13 protein-coding genes and 1 pseudogene are annotated in these 20644 nt (G+C 70.7%); 4 read left to right on the forward strand and 10 right to left on the reverse strand.

Features of this window, described 5'->3' with window-relative positions:
- Positions 1-58: 58 nt before the first annotated feature.
- Positions 59-1729: an extracellular solute-binding protein gene (locus ACIA8E_RS11535; RefSeq protein ID WP_399296891.1), complete on the reverse strand. Its 1671-nt coding sequence runs from the start codon at positions 1727-1729 to the stop codon at positions 59-61.
- 506 nt (positions 1730-2235) lie between these two features.
- On the opposite strand from ACIA8E_RS11535, the gene ACIA8E_RS11540 reads away from it, so the two are divergent.
- Both ACIA8E_RS11540 and yicI read left to right on the forward strand, forming a co-directional pair.
- Positions 2236-5133 (forward strand): glycoside hydrolase family 3 C-terminal domain-containing protein, encoded by a 2898-nt coding sequence (locus ACIA8E_RS11540; RefSeq protein ID WP_399296892.1) that lies wholly within the window; start codon positions 2236-2238, stop codon positions 5131-5133.
- Positions 5134-5194: 61 nt separating this feature from the next.
- A complete protein-coding gene (gene yicI / locus ACIA8E_RS11545; RefSeq protein ID WP_399296894.1) occupies positions 5195-7480 on the forward strand; it encodes an alpha-xylosidase in 2286 nt (761 codons plus the stop codon).
- A 69-nt stretch (positions 7481-7549) separates the two neighbouring features.
- Here yicI and ACIA8E_RS11550 read toward each other — a convergent pair whose 3' ends face one another.
- The 4 genes from ACIA8E_RS11550 to ACIA8E_RS11565 form a co-directional block, all read right to left on the reverse strand.
- Complete coding sequence (locus ACIA8E_RS11550) at positions 7550-8053, reverse strand: DUF4232 domain-containing protein (protein WP_399296896.1); 504 nt, start codon at positions 8051-8053, stop codon at positions 7550-7552.
- A gap of 460 nt (positions 8054-8513) precedes the next feature.
- Positions 8514-8912, reverse strand: coding sequence for a DUF6221 family protein (locus ACIA8E_RS11555; protein ID WP_399296898.1), 399 nt, complete (start codon positions 8910-8912; stop codon positions 8514-8516).
- Between the two features lie 161 nt (positions 8913-9073).
- Positions 9074-10441 (reverse strand): cytochrome P450, encoded by a 1368-nt coding sequence (locus ACIA8E_RS11560; RefSeq protein ID WP_399296900.1) that lies wholly within the window; start codon positions 10439-10441, stop codon positions 9074-9076.
- Between the two features lie 186 nt (positions 10442-10627).
- Positions 10628-12436, reverse strand: a complete 1809-nt coding sequence (locus tag ACIA8E_RS11565) for an ABC transporter ATP-binding protein (protein ID WP_399296902.1) — start codon at positions 12434-12436, stop codon at positions 10628-10630.
- Positions 12437-12588: 152 nt separating this feature from the next.
- Here ACIA8E_RS11565 and ACIA8E_RS11570 point away from each other — a divergent pair.
- Positions 12589-13242 (forward strand): annotated as a pseudogene (locus ACIA8E_RS11570) (ThuA domain-containing protein); the annotation flags it as partial.
- 83 nt (positions 13243-13325) lie between these two features.
- Here the strand turns inward: ACIA8E_RS11570 and ACIA8E_RS11575 are convergent.
- The 3 genes from ACIA8E_RS11575 to xylB all read right to left on the reverse strand — a co-directional run bounded on the left by ACIA8E_RS11575 (position 13326) and on the right by xylB (position 17061).
- On the reverse strand, positions 13326-14171 hold the full coding sequence (locus ACIA8E_RS11575) for a hypothetical protein (RefSeq protein WP_399296904.1): 846 nt from the start codon (positions 14169-14171) through the stop codon (positions 13326-13328).
- Complete coding sequence (locus tag ACIA8E_RS11580) at positions 14171-15457, reverse strand: VWA domain-containing protein (protein ID WP_399296906.1); 1287 nt, start codon at positions 15455-15457, stop codon at positions 14171-14173. The genes ACIA8E_RS11575 and ACIA8E_RS11580 overlap by 1 nt, the downstream gene beginning before the upstream one ends.
- 119 nt (positions 15458-15576) lie before the next feature.
- A complete protein-coding gene (gene xylB / locus ACIA8E_RS11585) occupies positions 15577-17061 on the reverse strand; it encodes a xylulokinase (protein ID WP_399296908.1) in 1485 nt (494 codons plus the stop codon).
- A 270-nt stretch (positions 17062-17331) separates the two neighbouring features.
- On the opposite strand from xylB, the gene xylA reads away from it, so the two are divergent.
- Positions 17332-18501: a xylose isomerase gene (gene xylA, locus ACIA8E_RS11590; protein ID WP_399296910.1), complete on the forward strand. Its 1170-nt coding sequence runs from the start codon at positions 17332-17334 to the stop codon at positions 18499-18501.
- A gap of 76 nt (positions 18502-18577) precedes the next feature.
- Here xylA and ACIA8E_RS11595 read toward each other — a convergent pair whose 3' ends face one another.
- On the reverse strand, positions 18578-19822 hold the full coding sequence (locus ACIA8E_RS11595; protein ID WP_399296912.1) for an ROK family protein: 1245 nt from the start codon (positions 19820-19822) through the stop codon (positions 18578-18580).
- A gap of 108 nt (positions 19823-19930) precedes the next feature.
- Positions 19931-20602, reverse strand: a complete 672-nt coding sequence (locus ACIA8E_RS11600; protein ID WP_399296914.1) for a DUF305 domain-containing protein — start codon at positions 20600-20602, stop codon at positions 19931-19933.
- Between the last annotated feature and the right edge of the window lie 42 nt (positions 20603-20644).

The following is a 20644-nucleotide window of genomic DNA, read 5'->3' on the forward strand; positions in this document are numbered from 1 at the left end:
CCCTGTGCCCGGCGGCCGTCTCGCTGTCGTACGTACGGGTCCGTATCCGTCGTACGCGTCAGTTGCCGGAGCCGTTCTTGTCGAGAATGTCCTGGTACCAGTCGCGCAGCTTGTCGCCGCCGCTGTTCTTCCACGTCGTGACCGCGGCATCGACGTCGCTGACCTTCTTGCGGCCGCGCCGGATGTCCTTCTGCAGGTCGTCGAAGGGTGTGTACAGGGAGGCGTACCGCTGCGGTTCGACGATCTGCATGCCGAAGAAGAGCGGCTTCTTGATGTTCGGGGCCTGCCGGGCCATCCAGCCGGCGTAGTCCTTCACCAGCTGCGGCTCGTCCGGGAAGGCGATGGTGTGCGGGGGTGAGGCCAGGAACAGGAACGTGGAGGGCTGGGCCTCCTGGATGCCCTGCGGGGTGAAGGTCGGCACCCCGTCCTTGACCGTGTAGTGGGTGTCCTGCACGCCGTAGTTGGTGAGCATGAACTCCTTGGTGCCGTACGGCGCCGCGGCGAAGTCGGCGATACCGAGGAACTCCTCGATCTTCGCCTTCGGCAGCGTCTTGCTGAGGAAGGTGAAGATGCCGGCCGGGTCGTCCTGCCACAGGACCGGCTTACCGCCGTCCTGGTCGAAGAAGTCCAGTGCCTGCATGTCGAACTTCGGGTTGGCGGCGGCCTGCTCGGTGACCATGCCCTTCCAGCCGCCGGTGCCGTCGTTGTACATCAGGACGTGCCCGCCGGTGAAGCGGATCTTGGAGTCGGCGTCCTTGCCGGCCTCGGCGTCCGGGTGGACGTACCCGCCGTCGTGGAGCTTGCGGGCGAAGGCGAGCGCCTCGCGGTACTCCTGTGTCTCGATCTTGTGGACGAGCTTGCCGTTCTCCAGCTTCCAGTAGTGCGGGGCGTCGGGCAGCAGCCCGAAGATCTTCTGGATGCAGGTCCACAGGTCGTCGAAGGCCCAGACCTTCTTCTTCGCGTCCGTGTACTCCTTGCCGAAGGCCAGCAGGTCGGCGGCGCTGCCCGGGACGGCGCCGGAGCCGATCAGGTCCTTGCGGTAGAAGATCGCGTTGCCGAGGATCGGCTGCGGCATGGGCAGACCGCGGAGCTTGCCGCCGAAGACGGAGTACTGCCAGGCGCCGGTCGGGATGTTCGCCAGGTTCGGGTACTTCTTGATCGCGTCACCGGCCAGGTACGGGCTCAGGTCGGCGAACTTGGCGGTGATCGCGTTGCGGATCTGACCCTGCATGTTCCAGCCGGGGATGGTCATGACGTCCGGGATGTCGGAGCCGGCGAGGACCGCGCCGATCTTGTCCTGGTACGTGTTGCCGTCCTGCGGGTCGAAGTTCAGCGTCGCGCCGACCGCCTTGTTCACGGCCGTGTAGTACGGGTTGTTCTTCTTCGGGACGGTGCCCCACAGCGGAGTCATGATCCGGAACGCGGAACCCTTGCCCGGTGCGGACTTCACCGAGGTGACCAGCGGGTCGGGCAGCTCGGTGAAGCCGGGGCTCGAACCGTTGACGCCCGCCACGTCGGGCTGGACCAGGTTCGACGGGACGTAGTTCGGCAGGATCTTCTTGAGCGCCTTGCCCGTCGTCGTACCTTCCTTGCTCCCGGAACCGGAGCCGCCGCCGCAGGCGGCGAGCAGCGGCACCCCGCCGGCCACGGCGACCGCGGCGACAGCGCTCGAAGCGAGAAAGCTTCGACGGCTCGGGGCGGTGGAGGCGGGGGAGGAATTCGGCGTCATTGCGTCAACCCTTCGAGGCGCACCAGGACGACACGCGGCGGGCGACCGCCGTTCGGCTCCTGTGTCTGAGGTGGGGCGTTACTGGCTGAGCCGGATGGGCCGGTGGAACCGGACGGACCGGTGGAACCGGCTGAACCGGCCGAGGTGAAGCGGTTCAACAAGAAGGTGACACGGTGACAGAACGCGTCACCGTCCCGGGAGATCGAGGAGATTGCGGGCGACCGGTACCCCATCGAAATCTGTCGAAGCGCTTCGATGTTGCAGCGAGATTAAGTGAAGGGTCCCGGAGGCACAAGAGGCCGTTTCCAGATTCCTCCGACCTGTTTCCGAACCGTTTCCCGGCGTGATCGAGCCGGGTTGACGGTGAATGGCGCAGCTGCACCCTTGACACTCGCGGGGGTTGACGCAGAGCATCGAAGCGCTTCGAAAGATCTTCCGAGGCCTGGACGGATCCTCAGCAGGCCCGGACATCGCAAAACCTCCCACCTCTCCAAGGGGACCCGCACGTGACGGAACAACCGCAGCCCTTCCGCGACCCGCAACTGCCCTTCGCCCGGCGCATCGACGATCTGCTTCAGCGGCTCACCCTCGACGAGCGGATCGCGATGCTGCACCAGTTCGCACCCGCGGTCGACCGGCTCGGGATCGGTGCCTTCCGCACCGGCCAGGAGGGACTGCACGGCGTGGCCTGGATGGGCCCCGCGACCGTCTTCCCGCAGGCCGTCGGCCTGGGCGCCACCTGGAACGACGACCTGGTGCGCCGGGTCGGTGAGGCAGTCGGCAACGAGGTCCGGGCCAAGCGGGCCAAGGACGACCGGGTCGGCCTCAACGTCTGGGCCCCGACCGTGAATCTGCTGCGTCATCCGCTGTGGGGGCGCGGCGAGGAGGGGTACGCGGAGGACGCCGCCCTGACCTCCGCGATCGCCGTCGCGTACACCCGGGGACTGCGCGGCGACCACCCGCACTACTGGCGCACCGCCCCGGTGCTGAAGCACTGGCTCGCCCACAACAACGAGACCGACCGGGACACCTCCTCCTCGTCGGTCCGCCCGAGGGTGCTGCACGAGTACGACCTGCGGGCGTTCCGCGACGCCGTGCGTGCGGGCGCGGTGGCAGGGATCATGCCCGCCTACAACCTGGTCAACGGGCGGCCCAACCATGTCTCGCCGCTCCTGTCCCAGCAGCTGCGGCGCTGGACCGAGCAGTCGCTCGTGGTCTGCTCCGACGCCGGGGCGCCGTCCAACCTGGTCGACTCCGAGCACTACTTCGACACCCACGAGGAGGCCACGGCCGCCGCGCTGAAGGCCGGAGTCGACAGCTTCACCGACCACGGCCAGGACTCCACCGTCATGACCGGCCGCATCCGCCGCGCGCTGGAGCAGGGCCTCCTCGACGAGACCGACATCGACACCGCCGTCCGTCGCCTGCTCGAACTGCGCTTCTCGCTGGGGGAGTTCGACCCCGGACTCGACCCGTACGCGGACACCACCGCCTTCGACACGACCGAACACCGGGCGCTCGCCCAGGAGGCCGCCGAACAGGCCGTGGTCCTGCTGAAGAACGACGGTCTGCTGCCGCTCGATCCCGGGGCGCCCGGGACGATCGCGGTCGTCGGCCTGCTCGCCGACGCCTGCAAGCTCGACTGGTACAGCGGCACACTGATCCACCGGTCCACCCCGCTCGACGGAGTGCGCAGCCGGTTCGGCGCGGACCGGGTGACCTTCGCGGAGGGCGCCGACCTGGTCCGCCTGAAGTGCGCGGCGGGCTGGCTGCAGATCCCCGATGCCGACACCGACACCGGCACCGGCACCGGCACCGGCCAGGGCGCGGAAGGCGCCCTCGACCCGGCGCTCCTCGCCGGCCGCACCGACCTTCCGCCGCTGAGGTGCGGCGAAACCCCGTCCGATCTGGCACTCGTCGACTGGGGCAACGGTGTGCTCACCTTGCGGGACCCCGACGGCCGCTATCTGTCGGTCGCCGAGGACGGTTACGTACGCGCCTCCGCGGACGAACCCGGCGGCTGGATCGTCCAGGAGACATTCCGCTGGGAGAAGGTGGAAGGTCACGCCGGGGGGCACCGCCTTGTGCACATCGGAACGGGTGGGTACGTCTCGGTTGCCGCCGACGGCGTAAAGGTTGCCGGGGTGGACGAAAAAATTTCCGGACATGGCAGGACGGATGCCGGACCGGCCGCCACCGTCTTCGAGATCGAGGTCGTCGAGCGCGGCGAGGACGCCGTCGCCCGCGCGGCCGCGGCCGCGGACACCGTGATCGTCGTCGTCGGCAACGACCCGCACATCAACGGCCGCGAGACCGAGGACCGCACCACCCTCGACCTGCCCGCCCACCAGGAACGCCTCTGGCACGCCGCGCACGCCGCGAACCCACGCACCGTGCTGGCGGTCACCTCCGCCTACCCGTACGCACTCACCGACGCCGCGGCCGCGCTCCCCGCGCTGCTCTGGACCGCGCACGGCGGCCAGGCGGCCGGGACCGCGCTCGCCCGCATCCTGTCCGGCGACGTCTCCCCGGCCGGCCGGCTCCCGCAGACCTGGTACACCTCGGACGCGGAGCTGCCCGGCCTGCTCGACTACGACATCATCGGCTCACGGCAGACGTACCTCTACTACGAGGGCACGCCGCTCTACCCGTTCGGCCACGGACTGTCGTACAGCGCGTTCACCTACTCCGGGCTGACGGCCGAACGCGACGGCGACCGGCTGCGCGTGTCGGTGACCGTCACCAACTCGGGCGTCGTCGCCGCCGACGAGGTCGCCCAGCTCTACCTGAGAGCCTTGGCATCGTCCGTCGTCAGGCCCCTGCGTCAGCTCGTCGGCCACCGGCGCCTGCACCTCGCGCCGGGTGCCGGGCAGCGCATCGAGTTCGCCGTCCCGGTGACCGAACTCGGTCACTGGGACGTGGCGCACAGCCGCTGGACCGTCGAACCCGGGGCGTACGAAGTCCGGGCCGGAGCCTCCGCCGCGGACATCAGGCTCACCACCGTCGTCACGGTCGACGGAGAACCTTCCGGCCCCCGCCCCGTCCTGCACCACGAACTCGAAGCGGCCGACTACGACGAGCAGCTCGGCACCGAGATCGTCGACCGCACGAAGACGGACGGCGACGCCGTCACCGCCACCGCCCCAGGGAACGAACTCCTCTTCCGACGTTGCGACTTCGCGGCCGGTACCCGCACCGTCGAGGTGTCCGCGGCAGGGGAGGGCTCCGTGGAGATCACGGTCGACGGCCGCACGACAACGGTCGGCATCCCCGCCACCGACGGCCCCTACGACTACCGCAGCCACGAGAGGCCGTTGACCGCCTCCGGCGTGCGGGACATACAGGTCGCGCTGCGTGGCACGGTGCGTCTGGCCCGAATCGCTTTCACGGGAGCAACCGAGTGACCCCGCCGTACCCACGTCCTGACTCTCACCTCCGTCCAGTTGCCCCCGGCAAGGAGTCCTCATGAAGTTCACCGACGGCTTCTGGCTGATGCGAGAGGGCGTCCGCGCCTGCTACGCGACCGAGATCCGCGACCTGCGGGTCGACACCGACCGGTTCACCGCCTACGCCGCGGTCAAGCAGGTCCAACAGCGCGGCGACACCCTCAACACCCCGCTCATCACCGTCGATTGCTTCTCGCCGGCCGAAGGGATCATCGGGGTACGCACCACCCATCACGCCGGCAAGGTCAACCACGGACCGGACTTCGATTTCCCCGGACTCGACACCGCGACCGCCGCAGCCCGCACCCGCCGGGACGGTGCCGTCACCGAACTGACCAGTGGCCCGCTGACGTTGCGCATGGACGGCGACGGCCCGTGGGGCATGACGTTCCTCGACGCCCGGGGCAGCCGGCTGACGGCAGTGGACAGCAAGGGCACCGCCTTCGCCACCACCCCCGACGGCGCACACCACATGATCACCCAACTCGCCCTGGACGTCGGCGAGAACGTCTACGGGCTCGGCGAGCGCTTCACCCCGTACGTCAAGAACGGCCAGACCGTCGACATCTGGCAGGCGGACGGCGGCACCAGTAGCGAGCAGGCCTACAAGAACATCCCGTTCTACCTCTCCTCACGCGGCTACGGCGTCTTCGTCAACCACCCCGGCAAGGTGTCCTTCGAGATCGGCTCGGAGTCGGTAGGCCAGGTGCAGTTCAGCGTCGAGGACCAGTCGCTGGAGTACTACATCGTCGCCGGGCCGACGCCGAAGGACATCCTCGCCCGCTACACCGCCCTCACCGGCCGGCCCGCGCTGCCCCCGGCCTGGTCGTTCGGCCTCTGGCTGACCACCTCGTTCTGCACGTCGTACGACGAGGAGACCGTCACCTCTTTCGTCGACGGCATGGCGCAGCGGGACATCCCGCTGTCGGTCTTCCACTTCGACTGCTTCTGGATGCGCGAATACCAGTGGTCGGACTTCCAGTGGGACCCGGACGTCTTCCCCGACCCGGCCGGCATGCTGGCCAGGCTCAAGGAACGCGGCCTGCGCATCAGTATGTGGATCAACCCGTACATCGCCCAGAAGTCACCGCTCTTCGCGGAGGGCGCCGAGCACGGCTATCTGGTGCGCCGTCCCGGGGGCGACATCTGGCAGTGGGACCTGTGGCAGCCAGGCATGGCACTCGTCGACTTCACCAACCCGGCCGCCCGCGAGTGGTACAACGCCAAGCTGCGGGTCCTTCTCGACCAGGGCGTCGACTGTTTCAAGACGGACTTCGGCGAGCGGGTGCCGACGGATGTCGTCTGGCACGACGGCTCCGACCCGGAGCGGATGCACAACTACTACGCGCAGATCTACAACCGCACCGTCTTCGAACTCCTGGAGAAGGAGCGCGGGCACGGCGAAGCGGTGCTCTTCGCCCGGTCGGCGACGGCCGGCGGCCAGCAGTTCCCGGTCCACTGGGGCGGCGACTGCTTCGCCTCGTTCACCGCGATGGCGGAGTCGCTGCGCGGTGGTCTGTCGCTGTCGCTGTCCGGCTTCGGTTTCTGGAGCCATGACATCGGCGGTTTCGAGGGCACCCCCGACCCCGCGGTGTTCAAGCGGTGGCTCGCCTTCGGCCTGCTCTCCTCGCACAGCCGGCTGCACGGCAACGTGTCGTACCGCGTGCCGTGGGCGTTCGGCGACGAGGCCGTGGACGTGGCCCGGAAGTTCACCCTCCTCAAGCACCGCCTCATGCCGTACCTGTACGGGGTGGCGGCCGAGACCCACCGCACGGGCATCCCGATGATGCGGCCGATGCTGTTGGAGTTCCCCGCCGATCCGACCACCCGGATGCTGGACCGCCAGTACATGCTCGGTCCGGATCTGCTGGTGGCCCCCGTCTTCACGGAGGACGGCCAGGTCGAGTACTACGTCCCCGAAGGCACCTGGACCCACCTCCTGACCGGCGAGACGGTCACCGGACCGGTCTGGCGCCACGAGACGCACGGCTTCGACAGCCTTCCGCTCCTGGTCCGACCCGGCGCGGTACTCCCGTGGGGCGCGGACGACCAGCACCCTGACGGCGACTGGCTGGACGGCCTGACGCTGCGGGCCTTCGGCCCGGCGCCCTCGACGACCGACACAGTTGTCACGTTGGTGGACCTGACGGGCACCGCTGCGGCGGCCTTCCGGGTCGTACGGGACAGCGCCTCAGGTTCGACACGGGTCACGGCCGAGGGGACGGACCGTCCGTACCGCGTGATCGTGGAGGAGACCGGGGCGACGGGGCAGGGAGCGGGGACGGTGGAGGTGGCGGCGGTCTGAGGGGACGCGTCGACGTACGCACGGACGTGCCCTCACCTCGCGCCGCGGGGGCGGGGTGAGGGACAGCCCTCAGCGCAGCGCGTCAGCCAGCGCCGAGGAGGCGGCCGCCGCCGACCCGTGCCAGAGCGTGGTGATCGGCTCCCAGACGTGGATCCCCTGCGGCATGCCCACGGCGGCCGCGCCGAAGGTGACCCCGTAGTGCGAGGGATCGGCCGACACACTCAGGGTGCCGACGAAATGCCCCTCGGTACTCGCCGGGTCCGCGGTGCGGAGGGCGGCGTACGCCCGCCCGCCGCGGGCGAGGGTGTACGGCCCGCTCTCGGCGGGCGGCACGGTCTGGGCGGAGCCGTCGAGCCCGGCGAAAGTGATCGTCGGAATCCTGTCCACGACGCAACTGGAACCGCCGTGATTGGTGACGCTGATGTGCACCACGTTCTCCGGGCCACCGGGCGCCGCCTTCACACCGAGGGCCTTCTCCTGACACGTGCCGAGCCGGCTGAGCCCTGCCGAGTGCACGGTGCCGACCGTGGCCGAAGCGCTGGTGGCGGCCAGCAACACGGCGGTCGCTGCCACGGCCGGGACGCTGATTGCGGAGGTCGGAGGGCGGCGGAGACGCATGGTGTTGCTCCCGGTTGCTCGACGGCCTGATTGCGGCAGGGTGGCCGGTGTCGCGGCGAAGGTCTGGTGCGGAAGGACCAGATCAGTATCTGCCGTCCGGTTGCGACCTGCCCGCTGTGAGGACTGTGAACCTTCGGCGGGGGAACGCAGGGGTGGGGAGGACCGGCCGGACGTCCGCGGCCGGCCCGTGGTGGCCGCAGTGCTCGGCGAAGAGCTGCGCCCCGAAGGACGGCAAACCTGTGGTTGCGGCATGTCGCCGCAACGTCCACGTACCCGTCACCGACTGCGGACGCGACGCGGTGCGGGCCGGATGGTGGGCGTCCCGCTCGGCGAGGCGCCCACCCACGTCGACCGCCGACGCCGACGGCGGGCCGACCCGGCGTGCCCGGTGGGGCCGCGTTGCACGGACGGTTGGTCACTGGGTGAACCGGGGCAGCCACTTCGCCTGGTAGTCGGGGTGCCCGGCGTCCTCCGCGGCCATCTGCCGTACCACGAAGCCCAGTCCGACCGCGCGGCCGGAGGCGAAGTCGTGGTGGGGGCGGTCGGCGTCCAGGGCGGCGACCTCTTCGTACTCGTCCAGCAGGACCCTGCTCGTCTCGACGCGGCGGAGCGTGCGCGCGGGATCCTGCAGGGCGATGTGATCGTCGTAACCATGGGTCCGCAGGCTGAACGCGATGGCGCCGGTCCGGTCATGGACCTCCCCCGGCGTCTCGGCCGGGCACCGCCAACTCTGGCCGCCGGCCGCTCGCGCAACCTGTTCCTCCTCGGCCAGGCGCGCCCGCACAAAGGCCACCATCTCGGAGTTGTCAGTCATCGGGTTCCGCATCCTCCGCCGTCAGGTACGGCCCCGCACCGGCGTGATCGCCACGGAGTCCGGGGCCGGACTACTCGTTCAGCACGAGGATGCCGTACGGCGGAAGGCGGTTGCACACCGCGCCCGCCACCGTTCCGCCATACGGACACGCTCCCGGCGGACTACCGGGCCCGTACCGTCGCCATGACATCCCGGTCCGGCTGGAGTGTCAGCGTGGGCACGGGGTTGACGTCGCCCGCGTCCACCTCCAGCTCGAACCGGCGCGCCAGCACCGCCAGGATCAGCACCGCCTCGACCATCGCGAACCGCGTACCGAGGCAGACCCGGGGGCCGCCGCCGAACGGGAACCACGCGTACTCCGCGATGTCGTCGCCGCTCTCGGCGTCCCAGCGCTCCGGGCGGAACTCCTGCGGCTCCGGGAACCACCGCTCGTCGCGGTGCGTCGCCCATTGGCTCGTCCACACCCTGGTGCCCTTCGGCATGTCCACGCCGCCGATCCGCGCCCCCTCCTTGGCGACCCCGGTCACCAGCCAGATCGTCGGGTACAGCCGCAGCGTCTCCTTGACCACGGCCTGGGCGTACGTCAGTCGCGCGTAGTCGTCGAACTCCGGCTCCCGGTCGCCGAGAACCCGGTCCAGCTCCTCGGTGAGCGCGGCCCGCGCCTGCGGATTGCGGGACAGCAGGTACCACGCCCAGACCAGGGTGGAGCTGGTGGTCTCGTGGCCGCCGATGTAGAGGGTGACGGTCTCGTCGCGGATCTCCTCGTCCGTGAGCTGCGCGCCGTTCTCGTCCACCGCGGTCAGCAGCCGGCTCAGCAGGTCGGGGCGCTCGCCGTCCCCGTCGCGGTGCCGGGCGACGACCCGGCCCACCTCGGCGTCGATGACCGCGGCGGCCTTCTTGATCCTGGAGCGGCCCGGCGTCGGCACCCAGTCGGGGAGCAGCGCGCCGATGCCGCTGAACTCCTTGCCGATCTCCTGCTGGGCGACATCCATCGCCCGGCCCATCGCCTCGGCGTCCGCCGGGGTGTCCACCCCGAAGATGGTGCGGACGGCGATCCGCTGCGTCAGCGCGGCCATCTCCCGCTTGATGTCGATGCGTTCACCGCCGGACCAGGTGTCCGCCAGCTCCACCGTGCTGTCCGCCATCGTCGCCGCGTACGACCGCACCTGCTTCGGCCGTACCGACGGCTGCACCAACGACCGCTTCCGCCGCCAGTCCGGACCGCGCGCCACCACCACGCCGTTGCCCATCACGGTGCGGAACGCGATGCCCAGCGCCGGCTGGTCGAAGGTGCGTTCCGTCGCGGTGAGCATTTCGCCGATGCACTCCGGATCGGCTATGAACACACAGGAGTTGGGGCCGAAGCGCCAGCTGACCATGTCCCCGTACCCGCGCAGCCGCTCGAAGAACGCCAGCGGGTTCTTCCCGAACTGCGGCAGATTCCCGAGAAACGGCAGCCCTCTGGGGCCCGGTACGGGAACGTGGCCGCGCGGCTCGGCGTCGATGGCCGGGCCGGTCTCCGTGGACATGAGAGGTCTCCGCTCGCTGATGGCGTACCCGGATCCGGTACGCGGCGACATGGCTGGACTTCACGGTGGCCGATGGATCGGGAAGCCCATCTGCCTTATGGGGTACGTGAGTTGTCGAGAGTAACCGTGCCGCGTTACGGGAGTGTGGTCGGGCGTGCCGTGCTTTCGCCCTTGCGCCGACAGGCCCTACGCGGACTTCGCCGGCTGCAACCCCGCGTACACCCCGCCCCGCCCCAGCAGCTCCTCATGGGTCCCCACCTCGGCTATCCGGCCCCGGTCCATGGCCACGATGCGGTCCGCCGCCCGGATGGTGGAGAGCCGGTGGGCGACGACGAAGACCGTGCGGCCGTGGATCAGCCGGGCGAGCGCCTCCTGGACCAGGGCCTCCGAGCGGGTGTCCAGGGCCGAGGTCGCCTCGTCCAGGATCAGTACCCGGGGGTTGCGGATCAGCGCGCGGGCGATGGCGAGTCGCTGCTTCTGGCCGCCCGACAGTCGCGCCCCCCGCTCTCCGACGACCGTCGACAGGCCGTCGGGCAGGTCTTCGACGAAGTCGAGCGCGTTCGCGTCCCGCAAGGCCTGACGGACCGTCTGCTCGGCGGTTTCGCCCATGCCGTAGGTGACGTTCTCCCTGATGGTGCCCTCGAACAGGATGGACTCCTGCGGTACGACGGACAGGAACCGGCGGTAGCTGCGCAGATCCAGGGTGGCCATGTCGGTGCCGTCCAGCAGGATGCGGCCCGACGTCGGGCGGATGAAGCCGATGAGGAGGTTCAGCGCCGTCGACTTGCCTGCCCCCGAGGCGCCGACCAGAGCGACCGTCTCGCCGGGGCGCGCCGACAGGGTGAAGTCCTCGACAGCGGGGCCGTTCACTCCCTCGTAACCGAAGCCGACCCGCTCGAAGTCGATGCGGCCCTGCACCTCGTCGACCCGGTCCTTGCCCGCGTTGCTCTCCAGGTCCGGAGCCTGAAGGACCTCGCCGGCCGAACGCACCGACTCCAGGCCCTTGCTGATGATCGGCGCGAGGCTGAGCAGGGTGGTCATCGATCCGGTGAGCGTGGTGAAGAAGGCGCTCAGCATCACCACGTCGCCCGCCGTGATGGGAAGCCAGCCGTGGTACGCGACCAGGGCCGATCCTGCCAGGCAGGCCACGCCGAGCGAGTTCAGCAGGATCCAGGCGAGCGATCCGAAGCGGCCGTTGAGCAGATCGAGACGCAGGCCGGCCGTGAAGACCTGGCGCAGCGAACCGTCGACGCGGCCGAGCGCCGTGCGCTCCAGACCGTGGGCACGGGTGATGGGGATCAGGCTGGTCATCTCGCTGACCCGGGCGGAGAGTTGCTCCACCTCCTGGCGGAACGACTCGTTGTGGCTCCGCAGCCGGGCCCGCAGCCGCATGACCAGCAGGGCGGCAGCCGGGACGACCACCAGGAACACCGGCAGGAACGACGGAACACGGACGGCGATGACGGTGAGCCCGCCGATCAGCGTGACGACGGCGGCCAGCCCCATGTCGGCGGACTGCTGCACCATCTGCTCGACGCTCTCCACGTCCCGGACCACCTTGGCCTGGAGAACACCCGCGCTCGTCCGCGAGTGGTAGCCGATGGACAGCTGCTGCATGCGGCGGCAGAGCGCGTCGCGCAGCGCGGTGCCCATCCGACGTACGCTGCCGCCGAGACAGCGTACGTAGAGCAGATGCATCGGGTAGTTGAGGACGAGCACACACAGCAGTGCGCCCGCGTTGAGCCACAGCTCCCGTTCGGGGCGGTGCTGGACTACCACGTCGATGATGTTCGCCGTGATCAGCGGAAGCAGCCACACGGGACTGTGCTTGACGACGAAGACGGCTGCGGCGATCGCGATGCGTCGACGGTCGGGCTGCAGAAGATAGCCGAGGGTGCGCACCGGGTGCTCGCCCCGGTAACGGTGATCGAGTGTGCCCGGTCGGTGGGATGCGTGGTCATGCGCATGGTGGTACGAAGAGACCGTTCGCTGCATGGGACAAGCGAATCCCGGCGGATCGAACAGCACAAGCCCCTTTCCACCAGCTGGATCCGACCGTCCCCGGCCCCGTCCGTGAGTCGGTGAAAGTGGTCGTCCGGCGGGCATGATGAGGGGCGTCCCGCCCGAGCCGGCCTCCGGAGCATGAGATGGCGTCGCGCAGTCTCCCGAAGATCCTCGTCTTCACCCGTACCACCGCTTACCGGCACGAATCGATCCCCGACGCAGTCACCGCGTTCCGTGAACTCGGTGCCGGGCACGGCTTCGCCGTCGACGCGACAGAGGCGCCGGACGTCTTCGAGAGCGAACTCGCGGGCTACGCCGCCGTGGTGTTCCTCTCCACCAGCGGGGAAGTCCTCACCCCTGCCGGGCGCACCGGACTTCGGGCGTACTGCGCTGCGGGCGGCGGGTTCATGGGGGTGCACGCCGCGGCCTGTACGGAGTACGACTGGCCGTTCTACGGCGAACTCCTCGGAGCCAGGTTCGACCGCCATCCCGCCCTCCAGCCGGGAACGGTGATCGTCGAGGACCACGGCCACCCGGCGACCGCGCATCTCGGTGCCACCTGGGAGTTCACCGACGAGTGGTACGACTTCCGGGCGAACCCGCGGGGCAGTGTGCGGGTGCTCGCCCGCGCCGACGAGTCCACGTACGAAGGCGGCGGCATGGGAGCCGACCATCCCCTGGTCTGGGCCCATGAACATGCCGGCGCCCGGGTCTTCTACACCGCGCTCGGGCACACCCGCGAGGCGTACCTGGACCCCACGTTCCGCGCCCATCTCCTCGGCGGACTCCGTCATGTCGGCCTGGCGCGCCACGGCGCCCCCGCCCCGGAAATGAGGGACGAAGGCGCCGCGGAGGGGGCCGGAGTGCGGCCGAAGGGCGGTCAGACGCCCGGCGGGACCCGGGACGGGCGGCCGCTGCCGCGGGTCAGGGAGTAGCCGAACACGGCCGCGAGCGCGCCGAGGACGCCACCGCCGACGGTCCAGATCCAGCGGTCCGTCCACCAGCCGGAGGCCCAGCCGTCGTCCGGCTCGCTGCCGAGTGACACCCGGGTCGTGGACTCGTCGCCCGAGGACGCGTCGTCGGACGTCTGCTGCACGGAGGACGCCCCGGGCACCAGTGGCTCGCTCAGTGCGCCGTCGACGTCGTGGGCTCCGCCCTTGCCGGCCGCCGTCACCTCGACCTCGGTCCGCACCGGTTGCCCGAGATCCGCCGACGGCAGATCGACGACGGTGAGGCGTACGTAGTAGCTGCCCGGCAGCGGGTCGTCGGCCCACGGCTCGGACCAGGCACGGACCGTCCGCAGGACGCAGGAGAGTTCGACCGTCGACGCGTCCGCGGCCGCTTCCCTGGTCTGGTGGCCGTACATGCACGCCTGTCGGCGCCGCAGCCCGTCGTACACATCGACCTGCCAGGTCGACACGCCGTGCCGGGTTGCGCTCTCGGGCAGGGTGACCGTCGCCTTGACGGTGGCTCGCTGGCCCGCGTCGGCGGGGAACACCCAGTACAGGTAGTCACCCGTGGACGCCCCGGCGGTGGCGCGCTGGTTCTGCTGGATCGCCGTGGCGGTACGGAATGTGGTGCCTGCCTCGGTGGGACCCGCACTGCCGTCGGACGCGCTCGGGCTCGGGCTCGCGGACGGGGCGTCGGCCGCGGCCGCCCCCGCCGAAGTCAGCAGGGCGAACCCGGCCAGCAGCGCACCCGCGAGTACTCGTCTTGTACGCACCATCAGTTGGTCCTCCATACGGCGATGCGCCAGCGCGAGATCCAGCCGAGGAGCAGACCCGCGATCAGTCCGGTCAGGACGAGTACGCCCAGCAGCCACCAGCCGCGGCCGAGACCGAACGCGGCGGCGTCGGCCGCGTCGTCCGGCGCGTCCACCACGTCGACGGTCAGCTCGACCGGCATGCCCGGCGAGGTCTTCACGGAGGCGGGGGCCGAGAAGGAGTTGCTGAGCTGGAGGCAGACGGTCTCCGCCGCCGGCTTGTCCTCGCCGTCCGTGCTGTCCGTGTCGTCCTGCTCGGGCTTGGGGTAGCGCAGACCGGACGAGATCGCGTCGGTGCGACCGGTGCCGGACTCCGATCCTCTGACGATCTCCCGGCCGTGCACCGTGACGGCGCGCAGCAGCACGCCGTAGTCGTTGTTGACGGCTCGGTCCGCCGACACACTCACCGAGGCGCGCAGCTCCTGGCCCGGCAGCACGTCCACCCGGTACCAGCGGTGTTCGCCGAGCTTCTCGCGGTCGGTGTAGAGACCCGCCTTGAGCTGCGGGGCGGCGGAACAGCTGTCCGCGCCCTCGGTCGCCACCGGGGTGACGACGGGCTCGGCCGCCCGGTCCACCAACTGGGTCACGCGGCCGGAGAGTTCATCGGTGTGCTGGACGGCCGTGTACGTCCCGCCGGTCGCCTCGGCGATGCAGGTGAGCTGCTGGCGGATCTTCGCGTTCGGCACCAGGCCCAGCGTGTCGATGACGAGGTGGATGCCGCGGGCCGCGATGTCGCGTGCCACCTCGCACGGGTCGAGCGGGCCGCAGGTGTCCTCGCCGTCGCTGATCAGGACGATCCGGCGGGTGGAGTCACCGCCCTCGAGGTCGTCGGCTGCGCCCAGCAGGGCCGGGCCGATCGGGGTCCAGCCGGTGGGGGCCAGGGTCGCGACCGCGGTCTTCGCCTCGGTGCGGTCGAGCGGGCCGACGGGGTAGAGCTGCTTGGTGTCCTTGCAGCCGACCTTCCGGTCGTCGCCCGGGTAGTCGGCGCCGAGGGTCCGGATGCCGAGCTGCACCTGCTCGGGCACCGCGTCCAGGACCTCGTTGAACGCCTGCTTCGCCGCGGTCATCCGGGACTGACCGTCGATGTCACGGGTCCGCATGGAGCCGCTGACGTCGAGTACCAACTCGACCTTGGGGGAGGCTTTGGTGGGGGCTTCGTCGGCGGCGGCGGGGAGGGCCGTGCCGAGCCCGGCGGTCAGGGTGGCAAGCAGAATGCCCACCCCGACCGTCAGCCTTCTTCTTATGATCATCGCCGGATACTAGTGAAGATCACATGGCTTCCCCAAACCGGCGATCAAGCCCGTCCGGCGATTGACGACAAATGCGTTACCGGGGCTGCACCACCCGGTGAACGCGCGAGGTCGCCGCGCTACTTGACCCCGCCCAGCAGCGGCTCCGAGGCCCGCTCCAGGACCGAACCGACCCGCTCCCAGGTCTCCGTGTCCCTTTCGACGGGCGCCAGTCGGGTGTCTTCACCGGTGTCCCAGGAGGTGGCGATCGCGACCGGGTCCTGGCCGGTGGCCGCCGCCTGGGCGAGTGCGGCCGCGCCCAGCGCCACCAGTTCGCCGCTGCCGGGCACGACGACGGGTCGCCCGGACAGCCGTCGTACCGTCTCCACCCACATGTGCCCCTGCGCGCCGCCGCCGATCAGACGCAGCGGCCGGGCGGCCACCTCGGGGTCGGCCGGGTCGAGCCCGCAGGCCCGCAGCAGCTCGTCGAGGGCGCGCAGTACGGTGACGACCGCGCCTTCGTAGGCGGCGCCGAGCAGTTGCTGCGGGGTGGTGTCGTGCCGGAGGCCGGTGAGCAGGCCGGAGGCCGTGGGCAGGTCGGGGGTGCGTTCGCCGTCGAGGTAGGGGAGCAGCACCGCCTCACCGCCGGGTGCCGTGTCGTTGCGGTCCAGGCCGAGCAGGGCGGCGACCTTGTCCACGGCGAGCGTGCAGTTGAGCGTGCAGGCCAGCGGGAGGTACGTACCGTCCGCCGCGGCGAAACCGGAGAGCGCCGCCGACGCGGGCCGGGTTTCGGAGGCGGCGAAGACCGTACCCGAGGTGCCGAGGCTCAGCACGGGGTGGTCGAGCAGTCCGGCGCCGCCCAGACCGAGGCCGACCGCGGCGCTCATGTTGTCCCCGGTGCCCGCCGCAACGGCGATCCCGGCCGGCAGCCCCAGCGTCTGTGCCGCCTCGGCGGTCAGCGAACCGGCACGGGCCGCTCCGGTCGTGGCCACCTCGGGCAGCAACGCGGGGTCCAGGCCCAGCAGTTCGAGAAGTTCGGGGTCGTACGCACCGGTGGCGGTGGAGTACCAGCAGGTGCCCGAGGCGTCGCCGGGGTCGGTGACGGCCACTCCCGTCAGCCGTTCGGTGAGGAAGTCGTGCGGGAGGCGGATCGCCGCGGTCGCGGCGGCCGTCTCCGGCTCGTTCTCGCGCAGCCACTGCCACTTCGACGCGGTCATGGAGGCCACCGGCACCGATCCGGTGCGGGCGGTCCAGGCGGCCGCACCGCCCAGCGCGGCGGTGAGGGCGGCGGCCTGCGGGGCGGAGCGGGTGTCGTTCCACAGCAGGGCGGGCCGCAGCGGCCGGCCCTCACGGTCGAGAACGACCAGGCCGTGCTGCTGACCGGCCACCGCGATGCCGGTGACGTCCGCGGCGGGTACGCCGGACTCCTTCAGCCCGGCGGCGACGGCGGCGCGCAGCGCCTGCCACCACACCTCGGGGTCGGTCTCGCGGGCCCCCGCCTCACCCGTGACGACATGCGGGGCACGGCCGACGGCGAGCAGTTGACCGGTGGCGGTGTCGACGAAGGCCGCCTTGGTGGACTGGGTGGAGCTGTCCACGCCGATGACGACGGTACGCGGCGGCATGGGTTACCTCATTCTCGCGGTGCGGGTGTGCGGGTGTGGATGCACTGGTGTGCTGGTGGGCACAGGTGCGAACGATTTGGTCGTGCTGAAAACAAATTACGCGATCGCACGCGTTCGGACCAGGGGCGTCCCCCGATTCGCGGACGCGATGGGTGACGAGGGGTTACGGCGTGGCAGGGCGCCGTGCAAGATTAATCATGACACTGAACAAATGGGGGTTCGACGACCTCGATCGGTTGCGGACCCGACTGCACCGAAGGTGGTCAGACGATGACGGAACGCTTCACGCCCACCCCGGGAGACCGATTCACGTTCGGTCTGTGGACGGTGGGCTGGCAGGGACGCGACCCGTTCGGCGACGCGACCCGCGCGGCGCTCGACCCGGTCGAGTCCGTCCAGCGGCTCGCGGAGCTCGGTGCGTACGGTGTGACCTTCCATGACGACGACCTGATCCCGTTCGGCTCCACGGACACCGAGCGCGAAGGCCTCGTGAAGCGGTTCCGGCAGGCGCTGGACGCGGCCGGTCTCGTCGTTCCCATGGCGACGACGAACCTGTTCACCCACCCGGTGTTCAAGGACGGCGGCTTCACCTCCAACGACCGCGACGTGCGCCGCTACGCGCTGCGCAAGGTCATCCGCAACATCGACCTCGCCGTCGAGCTCGGCGCCACCACGTATGTGGCGTGGGGTGGCCGCGAGGGCGCGGAGTCCGGTGGCGCCAAGGACGTGCGGGTGGCGCTGGACCGGATGAAGGAGGCCTTCGACCTGCTCGGCGAGTACGTCGTCGAGCAGGGCTACGACCTGCGGTTCGCGATCGAGCCGAAGCCGAACGAGCCGCGCGGCGACATCCTGCTGCCCACCGTCGGCCACGCCCTCGCGTTCATCGAGCGCCTCGAGCGCCCCGAGATGTACGGGGTGAACCCCGAGGTCGGCCACGAGCAGATGGCCGGGCTGAACTTCCCGCACGGCATCGCACAGGCCCTGTGGGCCGGCAAGCTCTACCACATCGACCTCAACGGTCAGTCCGGCATCAAGTACGACCAGGACCTCCGCTTCGGCGCCGGCGACCTGCGCCAGGCCTTCTGGCTCGTCGACCTCCTGGAGACCTCCGACTACGAGGGCCCGCGCCACTTCGACTTCAAGCCGCCGCGGACCGAGGGCTACGACGGAGTCTGGGCGTCGGCCGCCGGCTGTATGCGCAACTACCTGATCCTCAAGGAGCGGGCCGCCGCCTTCCGTGCCGACCCGGCCGTACAGGAGGCGCTGCGCGCGTCCCGGCTCGACGAGCTGGCCCTGCCCACCGCCGAGGACGGCGTGGCGGGGCTGCTGGCCGACCGGTCGGCGTACGAGGACTTCGATGTGACCGCGGCGGCGGAGCGCAGCATGGCCTTCGAGGCGTTGGACCAGCTGGCGCTGGACCACCTGCTCGGGGTCCGCTGACGCCAGGGCGCGGCCGCCGGACAGGTCCGGCGGCCGCACACCCCGGTTCGGCCCGCCGCCCGCACATCCCCCGTGGTCAGCCCGCCGCCTTCGTCGCGTACGCCGCGGGGTCGGCCAGCACGTCCTGCATCACCAGTGCCGCCGCACCCCGCGCAGCGTCACCCGCGACCGACGAGGCGCGCAGCCGCCCGCCGCTCCGCGACCACAGCCCGGACACCACCCTGCCCGTGAGCTCCTCGTCGGCGGGCGCCGACAGCCACGGCATCAGGCCCCGATAGATGCCGCCGAGCACCACCGCGTCCGGGTCGAGCAGATTCACCGCCCCGGACAGCACCCGGCCCAGCATCCGGCCGGCCTCGGCCACCGCAGCCACCGCCCGCTCGTCCCCGGCCCGGGTGCGCCGCTCCAGCTCGGCCACCCCGCTGCCGCGGCCGGTCTGCTCGATCCCGGCCGCCCGCAGGAGTGCCGACTGTCCTGCGTACTGCTCCAGGCAGCCACGCGAACCGCACCGGCACTCCGGCCCGTCCGCGTCGACCACCACATGCCCGATCTCCCCGGCGAACCCGTGCGCACCGCGCAGCAGTTCACCGTCGATGACCAGGGCGCCGCCGACGCCGATCTCACCCGTCAGGTACAGAAAGCTGCGGACCTCGTCGAGCCCGCCGAACCAGAGCTCGGCCAGCGCCGCCAGATTGGCCTCGTTCTCCGAACTCACCGGCAGTTCCGTGCGGCCGGGACGCAGCGCGGCCAGCGAGGCCGCGAAGAGTTCCTCGGCCGGAACCTGGTTCCAGCCCAGGTTGGGTGCCTGGCGCACCGCGCCGCCGGACACCAGACCGGGCAGTGCGAGCGCCACCCCGACCGGGAACAGTTCCTGCTCGGCCGCCGATTCCAGGGTGCGCGCCGCGATCCCGGCGGCCCGCGCCAGCACCTCGGCGGGCGGTGCGCCCCGGTTGTCGAGGTGCTCCGTCAGCCGGACCCGGCCGGTGCCGGCCAGATCGACGACGCACACCGACACATAGTCGATGTTGACCTCCACACCGAGCCCGGCGGGGCCGCTGCGCGCCACCTTGAGTGCGGTGCCGGGGCGTCCGGCCTGCCCGCTGAAGGTCTTGCCCGACTCGGTCAGGAACCCGCTGTCGAGCAGCTGCTCGACCAGCGAGGACACGGCGGCACGGGTCAGCCCCACGCGCGCGGCCACCCCGGCCCTGGTCGCCTCGCGGTCGCCCTCGTCACGGACGGCACGCAGCACCAGGCTGAGGTTGCTCCGGCGCACGGTGTCCTTGTCGGCCTTGGGCCCCAGCGTCGTGAGGTTGCTCTTCATATCGCTGATGAGCCTATGCGATGCCGCACGTCAGTACGGTCCGGAGCGTGCTCCGGCCCCGGCCCGGTGGTCCCTGCGTGCGGGACCACCGAGCCCGGACCGTTCGGCTCACGCCGTGGCGCCGCGCTCCTCGGTCATGTCCGCCATCAGCGCGATCTCCGACCGCTGGCCACGGACCATGCCCGCCGTGAGATTCCTGATCTCGTCGGTGCCCGCCCCGGCGGCCGCCACCTGTGCCATCTCCTCACCGGCCCGGTGGTGCACGGTCATCAGCCGGAGATAGATCACCTCGGCGTCCTTGCCCTTCGCCGCCCGCAGTGCGTCCAGCTCGGTGTCGGTCGCCATGCCCGGCATCAGTGAACCGTCGCCCCTGGGCTCGACCGGGTGGCCCATCCACTTCATGGGCGGGCGGCTCGAGCTCTTGGCGCGGCCCCACACGTCCAGCCAGCCGAGCATCATGCCGCGCTGACTGGCCTGGGTGTTGATGATGTCGTACGCGAGCCGCCGCACGTCCTCGTCGGCCGTCCGGTCACGGACGATGAACGACATCTCGACCGCCTGCTGATGGTGGATCGACATGTCACGCGCGAACCCCACATCGACCGAGGCGTCCGCGGGCACGGCCGCCCGGTTCGCCTCCTGCGGGGTGGACGACGAGGTCGGACGTACGAACATCAGCGCGACCAGGCCCAGAGCCAGCAGCAGCACCACAGCTCCCGCCGCACCCATCCGCCACGGAGCGCGTACCGAGGACGTCACCGGGCGATCCCGCCGGTGCATGCGGCCCCCGGCTCCGGAGTCTGCGGCCCCTGGACGTACTTG

The organism is Streptomyces sp. NPDC051664, from assembly GCF_044453545.1.
Classification (GTDB): domain Bacteria; phylum Actinomycetota; class Actinomycetes; order Streptomycetales; family Streptomycetaceae; genus Streptomyces.